Source organism: Neobacillus vireti (assembly GCF_036962345.1).
GTDB lineage: Bacteria > Bacillota > Bacilli > Bacillales > Cytobacillaceae > Neobacillus > Neobacillus vireti_A.
On the sequence record NZ_JBALNB010000025.1, the window covers coordinates 25,121 to 52,075 of the forward strand.

Consider the following 26,955-nt stretch of genomic DNA (forward strand, 5'->3'; position numbering starts at 1 on the left):
CCTCTACATACAATAAGAGGGTGCATACTTGAATAACTCAATAGTTTTCTTATTAAAGTAACGGGGCAGCTATTCAATAAAATAGGCTACCATAAAATAGTAGCTTTTTTGCATTTATATATTTAAATATTCTTTTTAAGAAGTGTGATTCATTTTTTATATTAATTAATATATTTAATATCTTCGGCAGAAAAATAATTATTTTGGACTGAATATAAAAAGCCCATTTCCTTGTTTATTATTCGATTTGCATATTCTCCTTTGGAAAATGCAAACACTCTGTTTTTTCCAATTGCAAAAGATAGATGTGCATTATTTTGACCGAAAGTCTGGGCAGATGTAATTTTTAATCTTCCTGAATAAAATAATGGTTTAGGAAAACCCATTCCAAATGGTTCTATTGCTTGTAGATCTTTAGTAAATTCATGGTTGTATGTTGAAATAGGGAGTAGACAAAGAAATTGCTTAACAGGGATTTTTAATCCCTCTTTTTCTGCCGAATGTTGAACCGCGATTTTAAAAGAATCAATCACCTCTGGGTTAATTGAAAAGCCCGCGGCCGCCTTATGACCGCCATACTTGTCAAAGAAATGGCTGCATCTGGTTAATGTATTAATCATGGAAAAATCGGTTCCGTTTACTCCTCGACATGAAGCTGTTCCACATGAACTAATGACTATTGAGGGTTTTTTATATTTTTCACTTATCCTCGATGCAATGATTCCGATAATTCCTTTATTAAAATCACCGTAAACAACAATAACCTGTTCCTTATTTAGTTGATATTCAATGATTTGTTTTTCTGCATTCATATATTGTTCAATTGTCATATCCTTTCGTTTTTGGTTATAGGCAATTAAATTCCTTATTTCATTTTCAGATGTTTGGGAATTACATAAAATTGAAACTGCTATATTGGGATTATCCACTCGACCCACAGAATTAAGGATTGGACCAATTTGAAAACCAATGGATGAGCTGTCAATATAAGATAATTTCAGAACTTGAAACATTCTTTGTAAAATGGATTGAGGACTCATATTCATCTTCTTTAAACCCACATGACAAATTGCTCTATTTTCATTAGTAAGTGATACTAGATCTGCAATTGTTCCAATGGTTGCTAATTCAATATAGTCTCCCATTTCATAATACCAATTTCGTTTTAATGTTTTAAATATTGCTTCCATTAATTTTAGAGCAACTCCAGCCCCGCATAAATCATTGAAGGGATATGTGCTATCCTGCCGTTTCGGATTAATGAAGGCTAGACAATCAGGATATTCCCCTAAAATGTCATGATGATCAGTGACAATAATGTCGATACCTTTTTCTTTTGCTTTCTTCATGGCTGGATGAGCCGAACTCCCATTATCAACCGTAATGATCAGTCCGAAATCTTGTGCTGCAATTTGTTCCACAGCGGCAGCTGAAATTCCATATCCCTCTTCTCGCAACGGTAAACGAAAATTCACATTAGAATTTACCTCTTTTAAACCTTTATATAAAAGGGTGGTCGACGTAATCCCATCTGCATCATAATCTCCAAAGATCATGATTTTTTCATTGTTATGAATCGCTTTTAAAATCCGAGTCACTGCCACTTCCATATCATTAAGTAAAAATGGGTCATGGAAACTTTCCGTTGACGGAAAGAATAGATTCTCTATTTTGTGTTCTGTGTTATATCCTTGCAAGAACAACCAAAACATAAGATTTGGGTCGATGATAAATCGCCTAGATAAATAATAAATCCAATTTTTTTGGGGATGGTTCTCAATAGTAGGTTGATGTGGATACCATTTTGAGTCATGCAATTTAATTCACTTCTTTCAGCTAAGTATTATAAATAAACAAAAAAAGAGTCTGTTTATAATCAAACAGACTCTCCATTTATATTTAGTTTTATTCATAATAATGAACAACCTATTCACCTTGATGAATATTATTAGAAAAAATTGGAAATAATTAAGGTGAACAGATATTACTCATTTGTATGAAATACGTCTATACCATTTTCAACCATTGTCATCAGATAATCTGCTTGTTTAGGATTTTCGTTATGAAGCCTCCTTAAAAGCGAATCAATATGTTTTAAACGTAAGTTAACAGGATCATCAGTATCCAAGCTTTCTATAATTTCATTAGGGAATATAGATAACTCATCCTGAATTTTTTCTAACAAAGTAAGTTGTATAGTATCGGTCTTGCCGTTTTCAAGATTGGAAAGGTATCCTGCTGAGACACCTAACCTATCAGCAAAAGCATTTAGTCCTATACCTTTCTGTGTTCTGAGCTGTCTTATTTTTTGACCGATGTCTCTTAACATAAAAGGAAAAACCTCCAAACTTTTTGTTTATGAATACAAGATAGTCAACTGTTGTTATTCCTTATTTAAAGGAACTGGAAGAATATTCTGACTATCTAATGAAATTATACCATCCTATTGAAATTATTGGGTGTAAAAATGAAGTGATTTTTTAATAAAGAAAGAGGTTAATTTATGAAGGTGACTATCAGAGAAATTATCAATAAATGCGATGTAGGACTTACGATGAGGCAAGTGAAGAGTTTCTTAACACAGCAAAAACAACAAGGGGGTATCTTTTTTCAAGAGTCAGTTGATACGTTAAGTATTGATTATTATTTTGATCTGTATTTTTATATTTACTCTAGCAAACTATCCTCGATTAATGCTTTTCCAATTCCTTTAAAGGTGTTCACTAATAATAATAAAATTTCAATAAACGAAATGAAGATTTATTTTGAAAGTTATTATCCGAAGAAAATCGCTAAAATTAGTCTTCTTAAGTTTTATGAACTAAATAATCCACATGTCGGCGAATCTCATGTTTGGTTTTATATTCCAAAAGACTTGCTTCTTCAAATCGACATCAATAGTTATTTATATCCTTACTAAATCATATGGATGATCGAAAATTTCCCTAAACTACAAAAGTTGGAGAGATATATATTTATTTGAAAAAGTTACCGATTCTATCAAAAGCACCAAAAAATATAAAAAGAGTTACCTATAATTTAATAAAAACATATTTTCATATGGAATTTTGGCAACAAAATAAATAATTATATAAAAAAATATACTTTTTTACAATAGATATTTAATAATTACCATTAATTTCCGCTAGCCTAGTGGTAGGACAGCGGACTAAAATTAATTCCTGTAAGATTCTTCATTTAAAAAAATTGAAGGAGTAGTAGTGTGGGTTGAAAACAGACAGGGAGTGCTAATAGAAAATAAAAATGAGTACGTCGATATAACGTACTCATTAAGTAATACCTGAGCCTTAGCGAAGCTCATAGGTAATGAGGCGAGAACCTTTGGCGAAGTTCTTGCAAAACTTTCATATAAAAAAGCTAGTAAGGAAAAAGTGCTAGAGCTATTGGAATAGCTCCGAACTTAATACAATTATATTATAGCGCTTTTTCCTACTATCGTATACGACTAGGAGGAAAAAACAAGGTGGTAATTAGCGCTAAAAGAGCAGCGATTTTCATGAGACGTTCTATTGAGGATAAAATAAATGAAAAATTAAGTTTATCTTATCAGGAAAAAATGTGCCGTGATAAGGCTCACGAGCTTGGCTATGAAATTGTTGAAGTAATAACCGAAGAAGTTTCGGCTTATAATGTTTCCATTCAAGACCGACCAAAGTTACAGTATTTATTAAATGCTGCTATGGATGGAGATATTGATGCTTTAATATGTTGGCAAAAAAGCAGATTAGTCCGCTCTCTTGAGGATATTGTTATTGTATCCGAAGTATTTAATAAATCCAATTGTGAAGTGGTCTTTGCCGATCCATCTGAACTACCAATGGGTAAAGGCGGAGATATTGACATCCTGATGAATATTATGTCTACCTGGAGAGATGAAGCTGAGGTCGCAAAATTAAGGTCACGAATAAAATCACATCTAAGACAAAGAGCAAAGGATGGAAAATATGTCGGTGGTATCTTTACAGGGTACCAATGGAACAAACATACAAAACGTATGGAATTTGTACCAGAAGAAATTGACATAGTTAAAAGAATTTTTGATTTGTATTTGTATGAGGGGCTGAGTGTCAAACAAATCGCACAAAACCTTAACGAGCAGGGATATAAAACAAAAAAAATGAAAAAGTTCCTACCTTATTCTATTTCAAAAATATTGAAATCTAAAATATATACTGGGTATTATCGTTGGGGATTTACAACATCCAAAAGACGTGCTGCACCAATTCCGTCTGAAGGTTTTGAAACCAAAGTGGATTGGGTCGACCCTATCATCACTTTGGAAGACTGGAACAAAGTTCAGGGGATCATGATTTCTCGGTCGGGAAAAAAACGTGGATCAAAAAATAATATTATTCCTAAATCATCATTTTTGTTATCCGACAAAGTTTATTGTGGTCACTGCGGTAAAAAAATGTTTGGTCGAAACGGATGCACAACATATAAAAGGAAGGATGGTACACAGAGGGTAACGGAGCATTACCGTTACTTTTGCAATGATACTTCTCCACATCCTCATTCAAAACGTGTGGACTCAAAAATGTTAGACTCACTTGTGTTTAAACATCTTGCTTTGGAAATCAGAAAAATCGATAAGGACTCTTTGTTTCTAGAAGGAAAAAAAGAACTCGAATTCGTAACTAAGCATCTTTATGATGAAATTAAAGAAAGCCAAAGCAAAATTGAAAAAATTAGCACTGCCATTGAAAATCTATTGATAAATATAGAAAAAACAACTGATGTAGATTTAGTTAAAATTTATGGTGACCGAATAAAAGAAAAGAAGCTTGATGCTGCTGAATACAAAGAGAAAATACGTGTCATCCAGAAAAAACTAAAGACGATTGATGTTGACAAGAAAGATCTTGAAGATTTCCTTGATTATTTTTCCAGTATCGACGGCTATAACGATTTTAGTCAAGAACGGAAGCGCTTATACATTGAAAATTTAGTTGAAAAAGTTGAATTTAATGGACGCGAAGCAACAGTAACTTTGCGTTGGAATTTAAAGGATAAATTTACTTTTGAAAATTTCGCCAACATTGATTACAATTTTGAAATAAGCATTTAATAAGCACGATTATAAACCTCCTATGAATTGGGAATACTTATTCTAGGAGGTGTTTTTTTGCAAGTTTTTATTGAAACTCCAAATGATGATATGGAACGTGATGTAGTTGAAGGGGAAAGGCTTTCTAAATTACTTGCCAAGCATTTGATTGAATGGAAATTCGGTGATTTGGCTCCTGGTGTGGTTTATGACCATCGTTATTTAATCAATAAAGAATAAAACATCACTTACGAATCCGTAAGTGTTTTTTTTATTTTATTTAATTTTACCATATAGTTAGTAAAGTAAATTCTTTACCTTCATTGTAACATTTATTACTCTTTTTATTCCAAAAAATCAATTAAAAAGTAAATATCCCTGCTTTAACGAAACTAGCTCTAAATTAAAGAAATAATTTGGATTGAGTCGATTCAAATAGCAATGCGACATTTTTTAGAAATATATTGTCAGCATTTGTGGAATGGTTTAAGTTAATGTCAGGGGGGAAATATATGGAATTTAATGAACATATTTGGGAGTGGTCATTAGCACTTCCTAAATGGCAGAATGATCTTATCAGAAGACTTTATCAAAAGTCTACACTCGAAAGAGAAGAAATAAATCAAGTAATCGATAATATCTTGCATGAAAATGGTTTTTCTGAAAAAAATTTAACTGTTACTCCTTTAGAAAAAAGTCACATCCCTTTTAAAAATAGGAAAGATAACATTAAGATAACGGCATTAAGAAACTTCAAAAATATTGCGGCCGTCGAACCAGAATACGGGCTAGAATTTATACCAGATGGATTAACTGTTGTTTACGGTGAAAATGCTGCTGGTAAATCCAGTTATGCTAAGGTATTAAAGCAAGCATGTAGGGCTGTCGATGATAAAACAAAAATCCATCCAAATATCTACCTATCAAGTGATTCAATAAGCACAGCGGACATCTATATACAACAAAATGGCACTGAAACCATTATTAATAGAATTGTAAATACCGCACCTGAACAGCAGTTAACATCTATCAGTATTTTCGACACTGATTGTGCGAGAGTTTATGCAGAATCTGAAAACGAGGTTTTGTTTATTCCAACTGAATTTAAAATCTTCGATGATCTTGCTAAGCATCAAACTGAAATAAAACAAAGGTTATTACAGTTAAAAGAAGAAATTTTGGAAACATTGCCTTCATTCCCTGAGTTAACCAGCACTTCTAAAGCCAAAACTTTTGTTGAATCTATTTCTTACAAAACGAAAGAAAAGGACATTCAGCAGAATTGTTTCTTTACTGAAAAAGATCAGGAGCGGCTTAATCAGATTTCAAAAGACTTAAAGGTCCTTATTGATGCAAATCCTGTTAAATTGATTCAGGAACTTCAAAGGAACATAAATGATATTTCAAACTTAAAAAACAATCTCCAACAAATTCGTAACGAATTTACTTCTGAGAAAGTTAAAGGATTTATCTTGTTACATAAACGATACCTTGATTCGAAAGCAACGCTAGAAGTTTTAACTCGTGAAGCATTTGTAGAACAGCCTTTAGCTGGTGTTGGTAGTGATCCCTGGAAAAAACTATGGCACACTGCCAAGCAATATCATGAAATCGCTTATCCTGGACAGTCATTTCCATACGTGGAGAATGAAGCAAAATGCATTTTGTGCCAACAAGACTTAAAGGATGAATCTCGAATTCGGTTAACGCGGTTTGAGGAATTTATGACTGATAGCATCAGTCAAGAGACAGCACAGCTTTACTTACAAAGGCAAGTTTTATTAATTAAATTAAAATCATTACCTTTCACAAAAATAACCGACTCCTCTGTTCGTACCTTTTTTTATCATGATTCACCTGAATTGGATATGAACGTTGAATTGTTCATCCAATCTGCAATAAAAATTTGTGCATTATTACAAAATGCTGAGAGTGATATGAACCTGTCCTTGGATGATATTCCAGAACTTGAATTACCACCTATAAAAGAAATAGAACATTGGTTAGAGATAAAAAACAGTGAATTAGAACATTTAAAAACACTAGCTCTGCAAGACAATTCATCAGAATTACTGGCAGAACAATACGAGCTTGTTTCAAAGGAAAAAATCTTTGAAAGAATAGCTGATGTCTATCTTTTCTCAAAAATTCGCAGTGAAGTCGATAGAATTGATAAGGCGATAAAATCGCTGGATACAACAAAATTGACAAGGAAATATAATGAATTATCCAGCTCAATGTTGACAGACAATTTTAAGAGCGAAATCGAAAAAGAACTTAAGAAGCTAAGAAGGGAACACATTCTTTTCAAGCTGAATAGCAGAGGGGTAAAAGGTAAAACTACGATAAAACTCACTTTGGATTCCAGTTCGAAAATAAACATTAACGAAATCCTAAGTGAAGGTGAGCAAAAAGCACTTTCAATAGCCTTTTTTCTAGCAGAAATTTCTTCAATTACATCAAATGGAGGAATCGTACTAGATGATCCTGTTTCTTCTCTAGATCACAGCAGGAGAGAGTATGTAGCTCATCGCTTGGTACAGGAAGCGAATAAACGGCAAGTCATTATTTTTACACACGACATCGTGTTTCTACATACTTTACAAAAACATGCTAGTTTACAAAACATTAACGCAACCTATTGTTCTGTAAGAAGAAATGGTAATAGAGCAGGGATTGCAAAAACAGAAATGCCATGGATAACCCTTTCAACAAGTAAAAGAATTGGATACTTGAGAAATGAACTGCAAAAGTTAAAAAAGTTAGAAAGCCAATTAGATCCTGACATGTATATCCCACAAGTGAAAACATGGTACATGCTGCTTAGAGAATCATGGGAGAGAGCAGTTGAGGAACTGTTATTGAACGGTGTTGTCGAGCGTTTCAATCCAAGTGTACAAACGCAAAGACTTAATAAAATTAAATTCACTGATGAGATTCTCCAGCTAGTAACAGAAGGTATGACAAAAACATCCACTTATGTACATGATGAGTCGCAAGCAATTGGTAGAATGATACCAAGTAACGAAGAAATGATTGAGGACCTTAACATGCTGGAGCGGTTTAGCAAATTTTATAAAAAATAGGTTCTGTTTGATGATTATTGCTGCTTATACTTATCAAAATGTCCAGTGTTAAAATAAATAAAAGCTACCCTATATATATAAAGGTCAGCTTTCAAATCCAATTACCAGTAACTATTATTTACGTTATTTGATCCTATATTATCAATTCCTTATTAACAAAAAAACTTCGGTATTTGGAACCCCACGCTTAAGTGAGGTTGTCCATTTACCGAATTTTTTCTATCAAATTAACATGGAAAAAAAATCTAAATGGTTTGAAAGGAAACTGTTACAATACCAAAAAAGGTATAGATAGATTATAAAGATTTACTTTTTCACGAGCGTTTTAAATAAATAAGGGCAATAAAAAAGCCCTTATTTCAATTTGGAGAAGTTAACAAACTTAATTTTTTAAAAAGGTGATCCATCTTTTTCCATTTCAAAGTAACCAGATGCATATTGATGAAAAGTAAAATATTCTTTCCCTTTAAAAAATTACGCGAATTTCCCCACTAACCTTACATCCCACTATAATAAATAATAAAGCTACCTAATTGCTTTGTCTGTGTCTTATTAATTAAATTTAATTTGGGAGGCTGCTCTGCTTTTTAATCAGCGGTTCTTGTGGTAAACAATCAGCAGCTGAAGAATGTATTTGGCAATTAAAAAATGCGGATAATTAAACAAGACTATCACTAATAGCTGATTTAGTGAAGTAAAAAGCAACCGAAAGCACTCCAAAGGATGCTCGTGCTGTTAATAAGAATAAGTTCTACTATGTTTGGTCTTCTTCATATATCCAGATCTAACAAGTTTATGAAGTTCATCTTTACCCATACTAGATATTACATCCACTACTGTTTCATAACTAACATTTAGCCTTCTGGAAACTTCGTTAATACTACTTGTTTTGGCATATTCTTTTACAATTTCTTGTTCTAAGTTAATTGGTTCGTACGTTTCAACTAAATTGACATAGTATTGGAGTCTTTTTATTTCAGTTTTTGCTTTTTCTAAAGTAATAAACTTATTAGCCACAATGCACCCCCAAAAATTACTTCTAAAACAAGCATATCCTATTTAGGAAACGCTTGTATGGTAAAAATTTGTAGTTTTATTGACAATTTAAAACTAGAAAAAAGGGTGGCAATTAAGCCACCCCAGATTTGAGTACATAGGATTTAGGAAGATAAATAACTTAACATAAAACAAACCTTTAAATTATTTATTAGGAATTTCGATTATTTCACCAGTTGCTCTTAAAATCAATAAATTCATAAAGTTTAAGAATGCACTTGAATTAAAATTGTATGCAGTTATATCATCTTCATATAATTTAATATCTATTGTGTCAAAAATAGAATGGTCCCAACTGGCTCTATGTACTTTTAAACAAGTAAAATTAGTTCTTTGCTTTCGTGGAATAACATCCGTAAATCCTGTTGATTTCATAAGAAAATCATCGGAAAATTCATCTTTCGGAAGATCTAGTCTAATAATCATATGGTTTTTATCCAAGTCATCAGTCATTTTACCAATCCTGAACTTTCCCTCTCCTCTTGGTTTATAAGTAACTTTATTGAAGGTATTAATAAAGCTACAATTTCCCACACTTCCTGTATCTTTCAAGCCAAGATTTCTATAATTTGATAATACATTTCTAAATTCCAGCGATTTACTTTTTATTTGTTCACGGAAATCCAATATTATTAACCACCTTTAATTCCAATTATGTTTAATAATATTCTAGAATCCATCTTGAAATCCTTCTTGCAGTAACCTGCTTGTTTTTTCAATAAGAGCAGCTTCAGACAAATGCAAATATTAGTGTCTATATAGCCTATTCGTTGAGTTAAGGTTCATAATGATTAATAAACATGCTGCCAAAACATACATCAATTAATTGCTAGAAACTGCTGAAGAATCCGCTTTGGGAGCGTATATTCCATATATTAGTTTTAATTTTTATCATTTGTTTACAAAACCATTAACGAAGAACAGAATACATTTGGTCATTGCAGCTACTCTTTAATTACTTTTGATTATTAGCCGTTCAACAGCATAAAACTTTCCAAACACGACTTCAAATATTTGGTATATAATCCAGGTATGTTTAAAAAGGAGTGATATTAATGGAAAGTGAATTAACGACTATATTAATCGACAATCTTGATTATAACCAAATAGGGGGCCGCAGAGGGGTTATTTTTACAAGAGGCAATTCATTTGTTCTTTCACCCTACGTAAATACTGGTAATCGATTTGACATTAGCGAAAAAAATATACTAAAAGCTTTTGATCACGCCGAAAATGGGATTTTATTAATAAGGTATTATGATACATTTCTGGCTTGCAGTTTAAGACAATTTTTGAAAGAAATGATTGATGAAAAAAGCAGAAGTACCTACCCAAACAAGAAAGGTAGATGGTGTTTTCAAGTTAATTACAATAGCGTATATGAAATTCAAAGGATAAAATATAAAAAAACGATGTACGTGTCACAAATTACAAAAGAAGAACTTTTAACTAGTAATACTATAAAATGAGGTTTCAAAATAAATAAGGTTAATTATTACTATTCAAAAAACGATAGCTTTTGTTTAAGGGACTTTTACCATAAACAATCGTTTTAATAAACTGAATACTAAATACATAAGGAACCCAATAGAATTTTTCTAAATAAAAAAGCACCATCAAAATCATTTCTTATTAAAAAATAAAATAATTTGATTTAATTTAAATAAATGGAATTTATAGTAAAATGCAGATGGGAAACAATTGTAGAGGTGAATTTAATGAAGCTATTTAAAGATAATTTAGAACAAGAGTTATTCAAAGTTTTACAAATGAGTGAAGAGAACATCATTATTATTAGCCCCTTTATGAGTTTAAACATTGCGGAGAAGTTAGTGCCAATAGTAAAAACTTATCAAATAGATTGTAAAGTCATTACCAGATTTGAACGCAGTCCTTTATTGAAAATGCTAATAGTTTAGATGCATTAAAATTACTTATTGAAAATGGTGTGCAAATTTTTGTACTAAAAGATTTACATTCAAAAGTGTATCTTATTGATAATAAAAGATGTGTATTTGGATCAGCTAATTTTACGAATAAAGGTTTAAACATCAATCATGAGTTATTGTTATACTTTGACAAGCAAGAAGAGGTGAAAAAATTTAATTATTATGTTAATGAATTATTAACTAGCATTAACCATTCAGGTAATTGGTCAATAACACTTGAGCAATTACAAATTGAAAAAGAAATTGTAGAAAGTTATAAAGAAAGCCAAAAAGAGAGGGGAAAAATAATTTATTCATGGGGAGCAGATTTAAATTCAGAAGAATTAGTAGATGAAAATCCCTATATTTTATCAGTTCCAGCTGGGGGCACAATCCATTTAATTGAAAAGCATTTTGTACATGCTCATCCAATCTCAAGTGGTTATAACTATACACCTACAAAATACATCACGTTTCGTAAAGCTAATGGTGGTGTAATGGATAAAATTTATAGCATTAATAAAATGTTCCCTCTTGAAATGAAAGAATGGAGTAGTGAGATTGAAAAAATAGACATTTCTGAAACAGTTAAAGAAAATGTCATCGACTATATTGTTAATCGATATAGAGATTTCGAATTTGATAAGTCTTCAAAATATAAATTTTATCTCTTAAGTCTGCACTGTGATCTACCCAATGAACCGCATCCGCCAACCAATAACGCAGGAGGATGGTTATATACATTGAAAGACTTAAAAGAAAGTAATAGATATGTATACACGGCTAAACAAATGAAGAGAAAACAAGATAATTATTTAAATGATTAAAAGATTGGAGCGATATTACTGCGAACACCTTCTCTTGTTAATATGAATTATTTAGAGATATTAAAAGAAATAATTGAAAAAAGTTATAGTATAATTCTATCTCAAATTTCAAAAGGTAGAATCATAATAGATAATGAAGCATCATTTCAATTACAGTTTTCCTACATTTTAAAAGTCATAGGTGAACTACACCAATTATCACAAGATGATTTATTTTCGATAAGATTAGAAACACCTTTCTTATCTGAATTTGAACTAGCTAAGAGCAAGTCAAAAAAAGCAAAAATTGATATAACTTTAACAATGGAAAATCGGTTGCAAGCTGAGAGTAAAGTATCATGTGCAATAGAATTAAAATACTTCCATAAGACAAATCAACGGGAACCAAATAATCGTTATGACTGTTTTAATGATCTTCTGAATTTAGAAGAATATGTTCATTCTAATCAATATAATTTTGGAGTTTTTATTGTAGGTACTGATCACCTTCATTATGTAAATCAAATTAGTTATTCTGCGAACACTCAGGACTTTGATATGAGAGATGGAAAGACTTATAAGGCTGGTTCAAGATTAGAATATAAAACAGTGAATCCTTACGGACCTACAATTCAATTAAAGAATGATTATGCATTTAATTGGGATTCCATTAATGAAAAGTATTTTTTAAAGTTGCTTATTGAATAGTGTTAGTCGTTAATTGGAAGTAGAATAATTTGGAGGTAGAATAAAATATTTTTTTGGTGATAGGGGAATTCAAATGATATCGCAAGAGGAAAAATGCAGTAGTTCTCGATCAAATTTAACCGAACGATTAGAAGATAATTTGACTCGTAAATATGTTTAGGGTAATAGGGTATATTCCTTTTTAAATTGTACTGGGGGAAATACTTGCCAGTGGAAGTGGGATAAGTGGTAGAGAAGGATGAGTTATAGCGAAGTGTTTTAGTGACTTGATTAAAATTAGAGCCTTAGTGGGCTCTTTTTTATTTTTAAACAATTAATTGTAGAGTAATAAAAATGTGGAATTATCAGAGGATTCATTTTTTCTAAGTAACTTTACAATCAGAAAAGGTGAAGAGGTTTTGTTGTTACATTTGTGAGGTATAGAGCTAAAGCAATGACTTGGTTATCTATTATGTAATGGAGTTTATGGAGGTGTCCATAACATAGGGAATTTTAATTTAAGTCCTTAAAAGCCCGCTTACGCTGACTTGTTCATTTATTAACGTTCGTGAAATATTATAAATGAATAAGTATTAAATTCTAAAAGCAGGAATAATACGTCAAATTACGAACATTAGACGACAACGAGAATTGTTTTGAAAAAAAATCAAAAAAATTTTACATATAAAAAATATTTTTTCTATTATCGGAAACAGATTAAAAAAATAATATTTATTTATTATTTTATTTTTTGAAAAGAAATAAAACATTTATTTCTCTTTTTACATTTAATTTAAACTATAAAAATATAAAAATAAATATATTTTTCGCTTTAGAATATGAAATGTTCGGGTTTTTAACTAGATGTATAGAGTATGTGGTTTATTCCAAAACTAGTATCAGAGTCTAACAGAACAAATCACATAACAAAACACAAGTAAGGTAGGAACCTGGAAAATGAGATGTTATACAATAATTTAAAACAATTTTAATCAAAGTAAACTGCAATAGTGTAAAAAATTAAATTTGTTGGATATGCAATATTGTGAGCTTAAAAAATATATTGGTTATAAAGGCATGAAAGTGGTGAACGGTATGGGAACCTTCAACATGAAAAACACTAATCAGCCACCTTGCAAAGTAACAAGAAAGAATCAGCCTAACATCGAATTAATTGCTAAAATGGTAAATAACCTTTATCATCAGTCAATAAAAAAGTGATAAAATGGAATCAGCCAATACTGGCTGATTTTTTTATATTTGACTTCATACAGTAAATAAAAAATAAAGTACCTACATTTGTTTTAGATGGCCCAGGCGGTGGCGGGAAAATTTCTCTTCAGCCGAATTATTTAATTTCCCAAAGTGCTGAAAAGGTTGTCCTTCGCAACTTTGAAGGGGTGATTACTTCTTATCCGGAACCCGAGAATTATAAGCCTGGTACAGCAGAAGGGTACTTTAAAAAGGTTTATCCAGATATGGAGGAGAAACGCTCCAATATTGGCATTTCAGGTATCATGAATGACCAGCACTTCAATTTAGTACCAGAGGGATTAACTAGATTAAATCGCCGTAAAGAATACAATCAGAATCCTAATCATTCTTCGTTAAAGGATAAACGCAGCAAGCGGGATGAACTGAAGGAAAAGAAATTTCAGGCACAGCAAAATAAACCAACAGCGGGTAAAAACGATAAAGATGTAAACTCGGCATCAGATGAATAGAGGGATGTATATGGATATCGTGTGTGAATGGTGCGGAAATGACGCCAAAAATAGTGAAAATATTGTTTATTGGGAACTTCCAGACGGTACGAGAGCGATTGAAATTACAGAAACACCAGCAGTTGTTTGCGAAACGTGTAAGATGGAATATCAAACAGATGAAGTAACAAAGGAAATTGAAGATCAGTTATTTTTAGTGGATACCAAGAAAATTGGTAAAAGCATTCGCTATCAAGAGTTAATGGCACTTCCAAGGTTGTTGAAGAGAAATTATTTTGATTTTTCTTCTTAATAAATAACCCCTATCACCTGATAGGGGGTTATTTGATGTTATTCTGTTTGAATAGGACTTGCAGCGTTTTTCCTAGCCCGTAGAAATTTAACTAAGTTTAATACAATGGTTTTCATAACTGCGTAAAAAGGGATTGCCAGTACCATCCCAAGCACCCCAGCCAGATTTCCGGCAGCAAGTAAAATAATAATAATGGTTGCTGGGTGTGTATCCAAGCTTTTTCCAAGAATGAGCGGTGATAACACATTTCCTTCGATCTGCTGTGCAATCAAAATAACAACGATAACTAATAAGGCTTTGGTAGGGGAATCAAATAAAGCTACAATCACGGCTGGGGCTCCCCCAAGAATTGGACCGATATAAGGAATAATATTGGTAAAGGCTACAATCAGGGCCATAACAAGTGCAAATGGTAAATCAATAATTAGGTAGCCGATAAAGGCAAGCGTTCCAACTGCTAAGGCAACGGTAACTTGGCCCTGAATATAAGCTGAAAGCGTGTCACCTGTTTCTTTTAAAATGGATAGACCTTCTTCTCTATAAGGAGCCGGAAGAAATTTAGATAGTGCGGTTGGAAACCTGTGACCATCTTTAAACATATAAAATAACAAAAATGGGACGGTTACAAGTACAATGGCAATGTTCGTGATTACACCAAGAATGTTTGTTATGCCGCCGGTAATCGTGTTAGGAAGAGTATTCGCAAATTCAATCAGTCTTTCCTGAACTGTCTCAAAAATATCCTTTTGTTCGTCCATAATCCATTTGAATTCAGAAGATTTGACGACCGAGTCAAAGAAATCCATCGTTTTATCGGCGTAAACGGGAAGTTCGTTTGCAAGTGCGGTAAATTGTTTTGTGATAGCGGGTACTAAATTTCCAATCGCAAATACGCAAAGAGCGAAAAAGACTACGTAAATAATAATAATTGATAATAGTCTTGGTACTTTTCTACGCTGAAGGAAGGTAACAATTGGGTTAAGTAAAAAATATAAAAAGCCTGTAATCAGAATCGGGAAAAAAATGGTTGAAAAAAAGATTCCGATTGGCTCAAATAAAAATGAAATTTTAGTTGAGACCCAAATGATGGTTAAAATTAAAAGAATCTGTATTAACCAGTATTGAAATTTTTTCTTTGCCAATGTAGGTACCTCTATTTCTATAGATATTTGGTAAAATTATATCAATTTTGTGCAATTTATACCAATCATTCTTAAGGCCGGTTTTCAATTAAGTCTCTAGACGTAGAATCTCACATCCGTTATAGTATCAATTAGAAAAGCCTACTATGGAGAGAAAGGCGTTATTATGAGTAAATCCTTTTATCACTTTTTAATGAAATTCAGGCATCCATTACCAGAGAACGCAATTAGTGTCTTTGCCAATGATGCATATCTGGACCACAGCTTTCCAAAAACATCACAGGAATACAATGAAGTCAGTTCCTACCTAGAATTTAATGGTCATTATCTTGAGTCCATGACTGTATTTGATGAGGCCTGGGAGCTTTATATTCATTCGGAAGCTAAAGAATAAGTTTTAAAATCGTCTCTTTAAAAAGAGGCGATTTTTCTTTTTCCCTATTGTGCGCGGTCAGCAAGCGAGTGCATATACTATTGTAATCAAAATTCACGACTCATCATTGAGAGGATGGAGGATATGAAAAGAAGGAATATACCGAAGTATAAGGTCGGTGATACGGTCGTGATAACGATGTATGGTACAGTTGGAAAAATAACCGATGTCAAGCTGATTGACGGCAATTATGTATATGAAGTGAATAAAAGTGATGGTCTTTTTGTTGAATCAGGACTTCAGCTTCTTTCAGAATATGAAGGTACTTTGGTGGAGCAGGAACAAATAGATATTGAATATAAATTCTTTTTCGGGGATTTAGTTCAGGTCGCTGGTTACGGCGCAGATTTGTTTAAGATTGTCGGATTTCGAACAGAAATTTGGCGCTATAAAGAGGATGCGTGGGAAGATGTAATTTATGAACTTTCGAGAATTAGTGATGGGGAATGGCTAGAAGCTGGTGAAGAGGAAATGACTCTCGTAGCTGACGCCGAGAGTGCGGACACGTTTATTCAAAAATTAGGACTCCTCTATTTAGTTAATAATGAAGAGAAGCAGCAAGCTTCCATATCAAAGACACAAAAAAACATCGTTAGAAAAGCAGAACTTGAAGAAATCGAACGAAAAAAGGAAAAGAAACAGTTAATCGATCATTTATTAGATATTTTTAATGATTACAAAATTTTATATAATATGTTCCACGATCAGGAGTATTACCAAGTGATGCGTGTCATTCTAAGGAAACTGAAAAGTGTCGTAAATGATGATGGCAAAAGCCATGTCTAGCTTTTACCACCCTGATACTGTCCATAATAAATAAGTCACTAAAGGAAATCCACCCCATTTTATTAGAAAGAATAGCCAGTCTGTGATTTTCTCAAAGGCAGTGATGATTTTTCCATCCTCCTGATTCACATCGTCCAAAATAGCTTCAAATTTTGCTTGTAGGTTTGACATACAATCACCTCATCATCGTTCTTTTTATTCATCCTATGCTTGTCCAAAGGAAAAAAGACATATTTATCTTTTATTTTGCTCTCTATGTTTAAGTTGCAGAATATTTACCGATTCTTCTAGAAGTAAATAGCATGAAAGAGCAGAATTCATCATACATTCTCTAAAAAGGGGGCGATGCTGTGAGAGAAATTGAAGTATTTATTGATACGGAAGAGATTGCTGAATTTTTCTTTCATGAGCTAGTGAAAAGAGGATACGTTCCTACGGAAGAAGAGTTGGAAGAAATTGCTGACATTACCTTCGAGTATCTCATCGAGAAAAGTATTATCGACGAAGAAGTAGAAGATGAATAGGTAAAATATCATGTTACCTTATTCATCTTTTAAATAGGAAATAACAAAAGACGAGCATTGAATCTGCTCGCTTTTTGTTTGTGGGAATATTTTTTTCATATTTCATTTTTTGGTGAAACTTTACTTTTTCTTTCCCGTATTATGAATAGCAAAGATGAGGAGGAGTGAGGATGCTTAAAAAGATATTAAAATCTATTCTAGGAAGAAAACTTCATCATCAAAAATATTCACATTCAAGTAATTCTTGGAAAAAAATGAAACACCACAAACATAAGCACTTTGGTCATAACCACTATAAAAAGAAACATAAAAGTGGCAGCTTTTCTAGCTTCTTTAGCAGTTAACCTTTATGTTTAAAAGAATCACTTTAGGTGCTGCAAACTTGATCGAAAGGCGATTTCTGCAAAATGAAATCATTGCCGAACGCTATCAAATTATCAGCCATCTAGGTTCTGGAAGCTACGGAAATAGTTACTTAGTATTGGATCGAGTATCACAGCAGCAGAAAGTTTTAAAAGCATTACGTATCCATAAAAGAATCAAAAAGTCTGGAAAAAAAGGATTTAAGCTTGAAATAAACATACTTAAATCGTTAAAGCATCCTCAGTTTCCAAAATTTTATGAGGATGGAACATATAAAAGAATTCCCTTTTATACGATGGAGTATATAGAAGGGAAAAACTTCGAACAGTTAATCTTTCAAGATGGTCAACAATATACGGAAACAGAAGCTTTTGGCATCGCCTATGAATTACTTAAACTTATTCACTATTTACATGAACATCATCTTATTCACAGAGATATTCGCATCCCCAATGTGATTATGAGTGGTTCAAAGATTTTTCTAATTGATTTAGGACTTACGAGAAAATGTGATCAAGAAAACGATAAAAAGCCCAAGCGAAATCTACGGAAAGAGGCCAATCGCCAAGCGGACTTTTATGGTCTTGGTCATTTCTTGTTGTTTTTACTTTATTCCAGCTACTCGTTCCCACAAGACCAGAAAGAAAGCAGCTGGGAAGAGGAATTGGATATTTCCTATCAAGCCAAACATATCATAAACAGGCTTTTACAAATTGAAGCTGGCTATGATAGCTGCGAACAAGTAAAATCAGATATCAAAAAAATTATTGGAGAAATAGGGAGGAAATAATCATGTCTTTATTTGACAAAGTATTTGCTAGTGTAGGAATTGGTTCTGCTAATGTTGACACAAAGCTTGAAAGAGATACGTATACGCCTGGTGAGACGGTGAATGGTGTAGTAGACATTAGAGGTGGGAAAGTAGAGCAGCAGGTAGATGATATTTATTTAACGTTAAATACTACCTATCTAAAAGAAGCTGATGATAAAAAGTATAATGTGACTGCTACAATTGATCGTTTCCGTATTACAAGCCCATTTGTAATTGGTAAAAATGAACGAAAAGAGATTCCTTTTTCTTTTCAGCTTCCACTTGATACCCCACTCTCAATCGGCAGGTCGAAAATATGGGTAACAACTGGTTTAGATATAAAAAATGCTGTGGACCCAGGTGATAAGGACTATATTCAGGTTGTTCCGAATTCCTTAATGAATGCTGTTTTTAATGCTGTTGATAGTCTCGGCTTCCGTTTACGTGAAGCAGATTGTGAACAGGCTTCAAGCCGCCTGCGCGGCCGCCTGCCATTTGTGCAAGAATTCGAATATGTTCCTGCATCAGGTCCGTTTCGCGGACGATTAGACGAACTGGAATTAGTATTCCGGCCATCTGGAAATGGCTCAATGGATTTACTTTTCCAGGTTGACCGCCGTGCACGTGGTCTAGGCGGATTATTTGCAGAAGCTGCTGGTTTGGACGAATCAAATGTAAGATTAACCGTTACATCTGCTGATATTCCAAATTTACAACAGCAAATTCAGAGTGTTATCCAAAGATTTTCTTAATTGTCGACAAAAAAAGACGGTCTTCGTTGAAGGATTCTGCCACGTCTATCTCTAATTATTAAAGTAACAACTTTTACTTTTATGATTGGAGGGGATAAGATGATCAAGGCGATAACGAGAAGAACGAATATTCAATATGATGTGACAATCTTTCAAACTCCAAAGTACAGAGAATATAAAGGGTACAAACAAGTTTACCGTACCCATATTCATGCGGACAGTCATGAAAATTGTCTGGAGGAAACATTTAGCACGTTTAATGTTACCGATCGAATACCATCGAATTATGAGGGAAGATTTATTTCTACTGGAGACATCATCTTGATTGATGAAGGTCGTAGAGGACAGCATTATTATCAGCTAAAGCCAGGCGGATGGCAGTCTGTAAACCGAATTCATATTAGGTAGAAAATATAAAACCTAAGGGGAAATCCTTAGGTTTTATTTATGTTAACCATTACTTTTGCGTCCGCCTGCAGCATTATGTTCCTTTGCATGTGCATTATGCTCTGCTTCAATCGCTTCAGGTGGAATATGATTATTTTTCTTTGGACGATTTGTTTGTGCTCTATGCTTTTTTCCCATAATGTAATTTACCTCCTTTGGATAATCTAAAAATAGCTTCCCACAAATAATAAAATTCATGACCTTTTTAGTGAATCCTTTTTCAATTGAAAAAGGTTTATGATATATTGACATGTGTGGAGTTTCTGGCTTCACTTTAATTGATTGGAGGATTTAGAAATGAGTGTACATATTGGCGCCAAAGAAAATGATATTGCTGAAACGGTATTACTGCCTGGAGACCCCTTAAGGGCAAAATATATTGCAGAAACTTTTTTAGAAAATGCTAAATGTTATAACGAAGTAAGAAACATGTTTGGTTTTACTGGAACCTATAAAGGAAAGAGAATATCTGTCCAGGGTACTGGAATGGGTGTTCCATCTATCTCAATTTATGTGAATGAATTAATGAATAGCTATAATGTTCAAAATTTAATTCGGGTCGGCACATGTGGAGCCATTCAAAAAGATGTGAAAGTACGCGATGTTATTTTGGCAATGACCAGCTCCACTGATTCCAACATGAATCGAATGACCTTTGGTGGAGTTGATTTTGCGCCATGCGCAAACTTTGATTTGCTCAGAAAAGCCTATGACGCTGGAGTGGAAAAGGGTCTTAATTTAAAGGTAGGGAATATCTTTACTGCAGACTCCTTCTATAATGACAATGCAGAATTAGAAAAATGGGCACAGTATCAAATTCTTGCCATCGAAATGGAGACAACAGCCTTATATACTCTAGCAGCTAAATTTAACCGGAGAGCTTTGTCGGTTCTAACGGTAAGTGATCATATTTTAACGGGCGAAGAAACAACTGCGGAAGAAAGACAAACAACATTTAACGAAATGATTGAAGTGGCTTTAGAAGCCGCGACAAAAGAATAGGAAATTCGACCTCTTTCGTCATATGAAAGGGGTTTTCTTATTGACCTTTTTGGCAAAAATAGATATATTGCAAAAAGGAAGAAGAAAGAAAGATGATAGGTGAGAAAATGGCTTGGAAAAATATTTTATTGATTGGTTTATTGACCATTCTAGTCAGCGGTTGTAATCAAATAAATTCCCTAGTAAATAAACTTCCATTCATCTCAGATGATTCTAGCAATAAACAGCAAACGAAAGAGGAAGAGGAATCCCAGATCAATGACCCGCTTAGTTTAGAATCCATTTTTTTTAATGAAATAAAAGAAGTGGATGGCAAAAATGTCATTCAAAACTCTACGAATGTTATGGCATTGGTTAACAAGGAGTTTTACTTACCAGCGGATTATATTCCCGAAGATCTTGTTAGACCTAACGTGGCGTTCTCCTTTGGCGATGTTGAAATTGAAAAGAGTTTAATGAGAAAGGAAGCAGCAGAAGCCTTGGAAAAGATGTTCACTGATGCTGCTAAAAACGGGATTGAACTGTATGCCGTTTCCGGATACCGCTCATACAGCCGGCAGCAATCCTTGTTCAATGCTGAAATAAATAGAGTGGGAATTGAAAAGGCAGAGCAAGCTGTAGCCAGTCCTGGTTCAAGTGAACATCAATCAGGGTTAGCAATGGATATTTCGAGCAGGTCCAATAAATTTTATTTGAATGAAAGTTTTGCTAATACACCGGAAGGTAAATGGTTAAAAGATAATGCTCATCGTTTTGGCTTTATCCTCCGATATCCGAAAGAGAAAAGGGACATTACCAACTATATGTATGAGCCTTGGCATTTCCGATATGTAGGTGTGAAGTCTGCGACGATTATGTACAAGCATAACTGGACGTTAGAGGAATATTTTAATGTAGTTAAGAAAATATAGTTAATGACTACCGGCACTCCCTTCTGATGGTTGTGCCGCTTTTATTTTATTGTTATTTTTTTATAAAAGATGTTATTCTAATCACTAGAGGCTAGTTTTACATATTATTTTTTGGAGAATGAAAGTGGTGAAAACTTTGGACGAAAAGAATGTTGAGCAAGGGCAGCATGAACAAGAACAATTAACAGAAAAAAAATCTGGTTACTTACACATTAAAAAATTTCATTTTATATTGATTTTATTTTTCCTTATCTTACTATCTACTGGTATTACAGTGTTTGCACTGTCATTTGGAGAAGAAAAGGTTATTACTGTAGGTACCGAAAGAAAAGAATTTGAAAAACTTTATTCAGCATATGACACGCTGAAAAGTGGATATTTTGAGGAACTCGACCAGAAGAAACTTATCAATGGGGCGATTGATGGTATGGTGAAAGCCCTTGACGATCCATATACGGACTATATGAGCGTGGACGAAGCAGAAAAATTCCATAGTTCAATTGATTCTTCTTTCCAAGGAATCGGTGCAGAAATTCAAGAAAAAGACGGTCATATTTTGATTGTTTCTCCTATTAAAGGCTCTCCTGCTGAGAGAGCTGGATTGAGACCAAATGATATCATTACCTCGGTAGATGGAAAAAGTCTGCAGGGAATGACTTCAACAGAGGCCGTATCGATTATCCGTGGGAAAAAGGGAACAAAGGTTGAATTGACGATCCAACGACCAGGCACAGATGCTCCTGTTAAGGTTCCAATTATCCGTGACGATATTCCAATTGAAACCGTTTATGGTGAAATGATGGAAGAGGGTATTGCAAAAGTGCAAATTACCAGTTTCTCTAGCAATACTTCGAAGGAACTTGTAGAAAAGTTAAATGAATTTAAAAATCAGGGAATGAGAGGATTAGTATTGGATCTTCGTCAAAATCCAGGTGGATTATTAGATGAAGCCGTTAGCATCTCCAGCATGTTTGTTCCTAAAGGGAAATTAATCTTAAAAGTAGAGGACAGGAACGGAAAGACCGAAGAGTACCCTTCTAAAAACGACGGAAACCCTGATTTCCCTCTGGTTGTGTTAATAGACAAAGGCAGTGCTAGTGCATCGGAAATTCTAGCGGGTGCAGTAAGTGAATCTGCTGGTGTAAAGCTTGTAGGCGAAAATACCTTTGGTAAAGGAACCGTGCAAACTGCCAAGGATTTTCCTGATAAATCAAATATCAAATTTACAACGGCCAAATGGCTGACGCCAAATGGCAATTGGATTCATAAAAAAGGAATTAAGCCGGATTTTGAAGTCCCGCTTCCTGATTATGCTTCATTGCCGATCATCAATCCAGACAAAGAGTTGAAGCTGTCAGTCACATCAAACGAGGTAGAGACGGCTCAGAAAATGTTAAAAGCGATTGGGTATGATCCAGGTCGTGAGGATGGATTTTTTGATGAGAAAACTCATGAAGCAGTAGTGAGTTTTCAAATAGCCAATAATCTCCCTGCTGACGGGGTACTGAAAGGTGATTCCACCTTTAAATTAATGGAAAAACTTAGAGAGCAGATACAAACGAATGATACCCAGCTCCAAAAAGCAATTGAAGTATTAAAAGAAGAAATGAAATAAGGAAGAAGCCTGAACTCATCGGTTCAGGCTTTTATATCATTTATCTGGAAGAATATCTAATAAATGCCGTATTCTTTCTTTTTTACGTTCAATCAGCTCCGCAATAAAATGAGCATAATCCGTATTTTTTTGTGTGGCTAGTTCTTCATATAATTCTTTTAATTGGTCGAGGTGCTCTTTTAGTGTATATTCATTTACGCCAGAGCCTCCTGACTGAACCTTGCGCAGGATAATCTCTACTAGTTTATCATTCGTAGCTTCGAGTGATTTAGTTCCTTGCCGTACATAGATAGCGCCATAACGAAGCTCATTTCGCTGAATAATGGATGTATAAGGTACGTATTTGGGATCATATTCAATGATGAGTACCTGAAACCTTTTATCGCTTAAGTTTTGCTGGTCCCCGTCGAATTGAAAATCCTCGGTCCGATATTTTAAGTATTTTGGCAGTAAATTTGCCAGTTTATTGTCAATATCCGCTTTATCTAAAAAGTCATCTTCTTTTAGACCAGTTAACAAAATAGCACCCTCATCATTTTGATTCACACCGACAATAATACATCCTCCACCCGAATTAGCAATAGCTAGTATATGTTTTGCCATCTTAGAAAATTCCGTCCATTTTGTCTTAAAGTCTAAAAAATCCGTTTCACCCGTATTCGTTAGGAGAAGCTCTTTTAAAGATTCATGTGAAGGGTTTTTAACGAATTGCTTGAGACTTTTTGGATAGACATACTCATAGATCATGAGGAAATTCCTTTCTGAATATTCTTTTATTATTATTATAAGCCATTTCATACTAGTTGATAGCCCAATTTCCTATATAATAAAAGGAATATGTGATGGAAAAGGGGTAAGAAGGATGAATAATACGGAGATTTATATATTATCCGGATTTCTGGGAAGTGGAAAAACGACCCTTTTAAAAACATTGCTAGAGCATGAACGGCTATTAGGCAGAAAAACAGCGGTGATGATGAATGAGCTAGGGAAGGTCTCAATTGATTCTGAAGTTGCTCGAGATGAGGATATTGCCTTAAAGGAATTATTGGGAGGCTGTATTTGCTGTACCATTCAGGACAAGCTTGAGTCGCAGCTGCAAGGCTTATTACTCAAGGAAAAACCAGAGGTTATTTATATTGAAACCACAGGTGCAGCGCATCCGGTTGAAGTCCTTGACGCCATCCTTTCACCATTATTTGCTGATCAGTTTACTATCAAAGGGATTGTAACAACCGTGGATGGTTTAAGATGGAGGGATAGAAAGGCACTAAGCCCACAGCTCCAACAGTTACTGCTTGAGCAGGTTAGACACGCCGACTTTATTCTTATAAATAAAATGGATGAACTGTCAGAATCAGATCAGTCAAAAATTATTTTTGAAATACAAGGAATCAATCCTAAAGCGCGTTGCTTGTTAACGAATTATTCTCAGGTGTCCATCGCTGAATTAAGGAAGTTAACCTTATCATTTGCAAAACAGACTAGTTCGGAATTCACTCAACAAGCACTGAATCTAACTACATTTGTGTATCAATTCCAGGAACCAGTCAGCCATTCAGCTTTTGAGGACTTCTTAAAAGAATTACCAGAGACCATTTACAGGGTGAAGGGTTATATTAAATTCGATTCCTCGTCAAAACCCTATCTCTTCCAATATTCTTATGGAATGCCTTTTTACATGAAGGAAGAAATGAATTTACCCTTAAATTTAGTATTTATTGGCGAAAATATGAATTGGACAGAGATAGAAGAAAAGCTTAAAAGTCTAGAGCTGGAATTCAAAAATTAAAAAGAAAATGAATGAACATTTCTTCTTCAGGTAACTCTTTAAATGTAGTTATTTTACATGTTAAAGGGGGATTAGATGAAGAAGAAAGCAGTTTTATTCATGGTTATTCTATTCCTCCTAATAGGACAGAGGATTCAAGCTGCAGCCAATATTAGCTACAAAATTGTAATGATGCCATGGGAAGAAGTAAATACTGTTTTGCCCAAGTATTCAAAGTTTACGGTACTTGATATTGAAACTGGGAAAAGGTTCAAAGTCCAAAGGCGTGCGGGCAGTCATCATGCTGATGTACAGCCACTGACGACAAAAGATACCAAAATTATGAAAAAAATCTACGGTGATAAGTGGAGCTGGAAACGAAGAGCCATTGTCGTAATTAATAAAGACCAATGGATTGCCGCCTCGATGCACGGTATGCCGCATGGAGGAGGGGCATTAAAGAATAATTTTCCTGGACATTTTTGTATCCATTTTTACGGAAGCACTACCCATCGAACAAATTCTATGGACCTTTCCCATATGCTCATGATTTATAAGGCTTCAGGAAGGCTGGAAGAATATCTGAGCAAAACATCTCCCTATGAAACAGTAGAAGCCTATATTGCTGGTTTAAAGCAGCAGGATGCCTATATTTCATCAAACATATCCTTACAAAAGAAAAACTGGAAACCAATCTTAGGGAAAATTGAAAATGTAAGAATTACCCGGATGCCGATTTTACCAGCTGAAGATTTAACCGAGGAAATAAGTATAGAGGTGCCCATTGAGATTGATTGGTTTATTAAAAATAGAGGGCGACAAAGTTATAGGGGGAAAATCCATTTAGTCCGTTTTTCTACTATGGATGCGTGGAAGGTTGACTCTGACTTGTTTTTAAAAGAAAATGACCTTTAAAAAGGAAAAAACACCTTAACGAAAAGGTGTTTTTCTTCTATGCCTGTTCTCCAAATTTAATAAAGGTTCTTTCATCTTCAATCAAACCGCAAACACCACATTGAATACGATAATCTGGTCCATTATATGGCATATGAAACGGTTCTAAGTCAGTTTCGCCATATTCTTTAACCACTTCACCTGATTGTGGATCAAGTTTTACTGATTGGGAAACTTGTTGAATGACATTAAAACGGCTTCGATTTGTTTTGCAATTTGGGCATTTATATGGGGTTGTCATAGGTTACTCCTTTCAAGGTAGTGTTAAAATCTATTTTTTGCAATAATGTTGGAAAGTATGTAACAATGCAAGTGAGGAGGGTCGAACATGAAAAAGTTCATATTCGTAAGTTTATCTATTTTATTATTATTGGTGCTCAGTGCCTGCAATAATAATAGCAAGAACAATGACAACAAGGGGGACGAATTACCTGAGTTTGTGGAGGTAGAATTGAGGATAAGCCCTGAGACGGGACAAGTCAATGAACCCATTAGTATTGAAGCGAAGGTAACACAAGGGGAAGAAAATGTAGAAGATGCAGATAAGGTAACCTTTGAAATTTGGCGTTCCAAGGACGAAAAACATGAAAAAATCGATGTTAGCCACGTCGAAAACGGAATCTATCGTTTAGAGAAGTCATTTCAGCAAGAGGGTACTTACTATATTATCGCTCATGTAACTGCAAGAGACATGCACAACATGCCTAAAAAAGAATTCATCGTGGGTACCGCAAGTGAACCAGAGGATCCAAAGGACGCGAAGGATTCAATGGAAATGGACATGGAAGGGCATTAAA

The 26,955-nt window shown here is 34.0% G+C and carries 30 protein-coding genes and 1 pseudogene; 22 read left to right on the forward strand and 9 right to left on the reverse strand.

The window, feature by feature from the left end; translation table 11 throughout:
- Positions 1-161: 161 nt before the first annotated feature.
- Both recJ and V7108_RS25050 read right to left on the reverse strand, forming a co-directional pair.
- Positions 162-1,817, reverse strand: coding sequence for a single-stranded-DNA-specific exonuclease RecJ (recJ, locus tag V7108_RS25045; RefSeq protein WP_335569729.1), 1,656 nt, complete (start codon positions 1,815-1,817; stop codon positions 162-164).
- Between the two features lie 167 nt (positions 1,818-1,984).
- Positions 1,985-2,329 carry a helix-turn-helix domain-containing protein gene (locus V7108_RS25050; protein WP_335569730.1) on the reverse strand — a complete coding sequence of 115 codons (345 nt, stop codon included), beginning with the start codon at positions 2,327-2,329 and terminating at the stop codon, positions 1,985-1,987.
- Positions 2,330-2,503: 174 nt separating this feature from the next.
- Between V7108_RS25050 and V7108_RS25055 the strand changes: the two genes are divergently transcribed.
- The 4 genes from V7108_RS25055 (at position 2,504) to V7108_RS25070 (ending at position 8,154) form a co-directional block, all read left to right on the forward strand.
- Entirely contained in the window at positions 2,504-2,920 is a 417-nt protein-coding gene (locus V7108_RS25055; RefSeq protein ID WP_335569731.1) for a hypothetical protein, read from the forward strand.
- 564 nt (positions 2,921-3,484) lie between these two features.
- On the forward strand, positions 3,485-5,089 hold the full coding sequence (locus V7108_RS25060; protein ID WP_335569732.1) for a recombinase family protein: 1,605 nt from the start codon (positions 3,485-3,487) through the stop codon (positions 5,087-5,089).
- A 57-nt stretch (positions 5,090-5,146) separates the two neighbouring features.
- Entirely contained in the window at positions 5,147-5,308 is a 162-nt protein-coding gene (locus tag V7108_RS25065) for a hypothetical protein (RefSeq protein WP_335569733.1), read from the forward strand.
- A 272-nt stretch (positions 5,309-5,580) separates the two neighbouring features.
- The gene (locus tag V7108_RS25070; RefSeq protein WP_335569734.1) at positions 5,581-8,154 is read left to right on the forward strand and encodes an AAA family ATPase; all 2,574 of its coding nucleotides are present in this window, start codon (positions 5,581-5,583) and stop codon (positions 8,152-8,154) included.
- Positions 8,155-8,889: 735 nt separating this feature from the next.
- On the opposite strand, the gene V7108_RS25075 is transcribed toward V7108_RS25070, so the two are convergent.
- Together V7108_RS25075 and V7108_RS25080 are read right to left on the reverse strand one after the other, a co-directional pair.
- Entirely contained in the window at positions 8,890-9,171 is a 282-nt protein-coding gene (locus tag V7108_RS25075; RefSeq protein WP_335569735.1) for a helix-turn-helix domain-containing protein, read from the reverse strand.
- 183 nt (positions 9,172-9,354) lie between these two features.
- Positions 9,355-9,837: a hypothetical protein gene (locus V7108_RS25080; protein WP_335569736.1), complete on the reverse strand. Its 483-nt coding sequence runs from the start codon at positions 9,835-9,837 to the stop codon at positions 9,355-9,357.
- Positions 9,838-10,265: 428 nt separating this feature from the next.
- Here V7108_RS25080 and V7108_RS25085 point away from each other — a divergent pair, with 428 nt between their 5' ends.
- From V7108_RS25085 to V7108_RS25110, 6 genes and pseudogenes are all read left to right on the forward strand, one after another.
- Positions 10,266-10,679, forward strand: coding sequence for a hypothetical protein (locus V7108_RS25085; RefSeq protein WP_335569737.1), 414 nt, complete (start codon positions 10,266-10,268; stop codon positions 10,677-10,679).
- Between the two features lie 249 nt (positions 10,680-10,928).
- Complete coding sequence (locus tag V7108_RS25090; RefSeq protein ID WP_335569738.1) at positions 10,929-11,129, forward strand: hypothetical protein; 201 nt, start codon at positions 10,929-10,931, stop codon at positions 11,127-11,129.
- 29 nt (positions 11,130-11,158) lie between these two features.
- On the forward strand, positions 11,159-11,965 hold the full coding sequence (locus tag V7108_RS25095) for a phospholipase D-like domain-containing protein (RefSeq protein WP_335569739.1): 807 nt from the start codon (positions 11,159-11,161) through the stop codon (positions 11,963-11,965).
- Between the two features lie 42 nt (positions 11,966-12,007).
- On the forward strand, positions 12,008-12,652 hold the full coding sequence (locus V7108_RS25100; protein WP_335569740.1) for a hypothetical protein: 645 nt from the start codon (positions 12,008-12,010) through the stop codon (positions 12,650-12,652).
- Positions 12,653-13,920: 1,268 nt separating this feature from the next.
- Positions 13,921-14,355, forward strand: a pseudogene (locus tag V7108_RS25105) (lysine 2,3-aminomutase); the annotation flags it as partial.
- A 10-nt stretch (positions 14,356-14,365) separates the two neighbouring features.
- Entirely contained in the window at positions 14,366-14,647 is a 282-nt protein-coding gene (locus V7108_RS25110) for a YokU family protein (RefSeq protein WP_335515374.1), read from the forward strand.
- A 38-nt stretch (positions 14,648-14,685) separates the two neighbouring features.
- Here the strand turns inward: V7108_RS25110 and V7108_RS25115 are convergent, their stop codons facing one another.
- Positions 14,686-15,789, reverse strand: a complete 1,104-nt coding sequence (locus V7108_RS25115) for an AI-2E family transporter (RefSeq protein ID WP_335515377.1) — start codon at positions 15,787-15,789, stop codon at positions 14,686-14,688.
- Between the two features lie 166 nt (positions 15,790-15,955).
- On the opposite strand from V7108_RS25115, the gene V7108_RS25120 reads away from it, so the two are divergent.
- Together V7108_RS25120 and V7108_RS25125 are read left to right on the forward strand one after the other, a co-directional pair.
- A complete protein-coding gene (locus V7108_RS25120) occupies positions 15,956-16,183 on the forward strand; it encodes a YozE family protein (RefSeq protein ID WP_335515380.1) in 228 nt (75 codons plus the stop codon).
- A 114-nt stretch (positions 16,184-16,297) separates the two neighbouring features.
- A complete protein-coding gene (locus V7108_RS25125) occupies positions 16,298-17,008 on the forward strand; it encodes a hypothetical protein (protein ID WP_335515382.1) in 711 nt (236 codons plus the stop codon).
- A 3-nt stretch (positions 17,009-17,011) separates the two neighbouring features.
- On the opposite strand, the gene V7108_RS25130 is transcribed toward V7108_RS25125, so the two are convergent.
- The gene (locus tag V7108_RS25130) at positions 17,012-17,179 is read right to left on the reverse strand and encodes a hypothetical protein (RefSeq protein ID WP_335515387.1); all 168 of its coding nucleotides are present in this window, start codon (positions 17,177-17,179) and stop codon (positions 17,012-17,014) included.
- A 179-nt stretch (positions 17,180-17,358) separates the two neighbouring features.
- Between V7108_RS25130 and V7108_RS25135 the strand changes: the two genes are divergently transcribed.
- The 4 genes from V7108_RS25135 (at position 17,359) to V7108_RS25150 (ending at position 19,866) form a co-directional block, all read left to right on the forward strand.
- The gene (locus tag V7108_RS25135; protein WP_081954691.1) at positions 17,359-17,532 is read left to right on the forward strand and encodes a YozD family protein; all 174 of its coding nucleotides are present in this window, start codon (positions 17,359-17,361) and stop codon (positions 17,530-17,532) included.
- A 349-nt stretch (positions 17,533-17,881) separates the two neighbouring features.
- Complete coding sequence (locus V7108_RS25140; protein ID WP_335515390.1) at positions 17,882-18,685, forward strand: serine/threonine protein kinase; 804 nt, start codon at positions 17,882-17,884, stop codon at positions 18,683-18,685.
- A gap of 2 nt (positions 18,686-18,687) precedes the next feature.
- Entirely contained in the window at positions 18,688-19,458 is a 771-nt protein-coding gene (locus tag V7108_RS25145; RefSeq protein WP_335515393.1) for a sporulation protein, read from the forward strand.
- Between the two features lie 99 nt (positions 19,459-19,557).
- Positions 19,558-19,866 carry a YodL domain-containing protein gene (locus tag V7108_RS25150; RefSeq protein ID WP_335515396.1) on the forward strand — a complete coding sequence of 103 codons (309 nt, stop codon included), beginning with the start codon at positions 19,558-19,560 and terminating at the stop codon, positions 19,864-19,866.
- A 42-nt stretch (positions 19,867-19,908) separates the two neighbouring features.
- On the opposite strand, the gene V7108_RS25155 is transcribed toward V7108_RS25150, so the two are convergent.
- Positions 19,909-20,043 carry a hypothetical protein gene (locus V7108_RS25155; RefSeq protein ID WP_335515398.1) on the reverse strand — a complete coding sequence of 45 codons (135 nt, stop codon included), beginning with the start codon at positions 20,041-20,043 and terminating at the stop codon, positions 19,909-19,911.
- A gap of 159 nt (positions 20,044-20,202) precedes the next feature.
- On the opposite strand from V7108_RS25155, the gene deoD reads away from it, so the two are divergent.
- The 3 genes from deoD to V7108_RS25170 all read left to right on the forward strand — a co-directional run bounded on the left by deoD (position 20,203) and on the right by V7108_RS25170 (position 23,433).
- Entirely contained in the window at positions 20,203-20,907 is a 705-nt protein-coding gene (gene deoD / locus V7108_RS25160) for a purine-nucleoside phosphorylase (RefSeq protein ID WP_335515400.1), read from the forward strand.
- A 92-nt stretch (positions 20,908-20,999) separates the two neighbouring features.
- On the forward strand, positions 21,000-21,818 hold the full coding sequence (locus V7108_RS25165) for a M15 family metallopeptidase (protein ID WP_335515403.1): 819 nt from the start codon (positions 21,000-21,002) through the stop codon (positions 21,816-21,818).
- 118 nt (positions 21,819-21,936) lie between these two features.
- Positions 21,937-23,433 (forward strand): S41 family peptidase, encoded by a 1,497-nt coding sequence (locus V7108_RS25170; RefSeq protein WP_335569741.1) that lies wholly within the window; start codon positions 21,937-21,939, stop codon positions 23,431-23,433.
- 36 nt (positions 23,434-23,469) lie between these two features.
- Here V7108_RS25170 and V7108_RS25175 read toward each other — a convergent pair whose 3' ends face one another.
- Entirely contained in the window at positions 23,470-24,180 is a 711-nt protein-coding gene (locus V7108_RS25175; RefSeq protein WP_335515410.1) for an AlbA family DNA-binding domain-containing protein, read from the reverse strand.
- A 115-nt stretch (positions 24,181-24,295) separates the two neighbouring features.
- Between V7108_RS25175 and V7108_RS25180 the strand changes: the two genes are divergently transcribed.
- Positions 24,296-25,225, forward strand: coding sequence for a CobW family GTP-binding protein (locus V7108_RS25180; protein WP_335515413.1), 930 nt, complete (start codon positions 24,296-24,298; stop codon positions 25,223-25,225).
- Positions 25,226-25,300: 75 nt separating this feature from the next.
- Positions 25,301-26,119: a hypothetical protein gene (locus V7108_RS25185; protein WP_335515416.1), complete on the forward strand. Its 819-nt coding sequence runs from the start codon at positions 25,301-25,303 to the stop codon at positions 26,117-26,119.
- Between the two features lie 37 nt (positions 26,120-26,156).
- On the opposite strand, the gene V7108_RS25190 is transcribed toward V7108_RS25185, so the two are convergent.
- On the reverse strand, positions 26,157-26,399 hold the full coding sequence (locus V7108_RS25190; protein WP_335515418.1) for a DNA alkylation repair protein: 243 nt from the start codon (positions 26,397-26,399) through the stop codon (positions 26,157-26,159).
- 87 nt (positions 26,400-26,486) lie between these two features.
- Here V7108_RS25190 and V7108_RS25195 point away from each other — a divergent pair, with 87 nt between their 5' ends.
- Positions 26,487-26,954, forward strand: coding sequence for a FixH family protein (locus tag V7108_RS25195; RefSeq protein ID WP_335515421.1), 468 nt, complete (start codon positions 26,487-26,489; stop codon positions 26,952-26,954).
- Position 26,955: the final 1 nt, after the last annotated feature.